Genomic DNA, 400 nt, shown 5'->3' on the forward strand with positions numbered 1-400 from the left:
AATGTCGACCGCGTCGGCGCCCATCTCGATGGCCAGCGCGATCTCGCCGATCATGTCGCCGGCATGGGTGCCGACAATGCCGCCGCCGATGATGCGGTGGCTGGCCTCGTCGAAGATCAGCTTGGTGAAGCCTTCGTCGCGGCCGTTGGCGATCGCGCGGCCCGAGGCCGTCCACGGGAACAGGCCCTTGGTGATGGCGATGCCCTTGGCCTTGGCCTCGTCCTCGGTCATGCCCACCCAGGCGACCTCGGGGTCGGTGTAGGCCACGCTCGGGATCACGCGGGCGTCGAACTGGCTCTTGGCCAGTTTCTCGTCGCCCAGCAGCTCGCCGGCAATGACCTCGGCCGCCACATGGCCCTCGTGCACCGCCTTGTGGGCCAGCATGGGCTGGCCGACGATG

General features: G+C 68.8%; 1 pseudogene. It reads right to left on the reverse strand.

The features are described from left to right. Window positions 1-400: pseudogene (locus tag GPA25_RS23740) on the reverse strand (dihydrolipoyl dehydrogenase); the annotation flags it as partial.

Origin of the sequence: Aromatoleum diolicum, from assembly GCF_012910955.1 — a bacterium.
GTDB lineage: Bacteria > Pseudomonadota > Gammaproteobacteria > Burkholderiales > Rhodocyclaceae > Aromatoleum > Aromatoleum diolicum.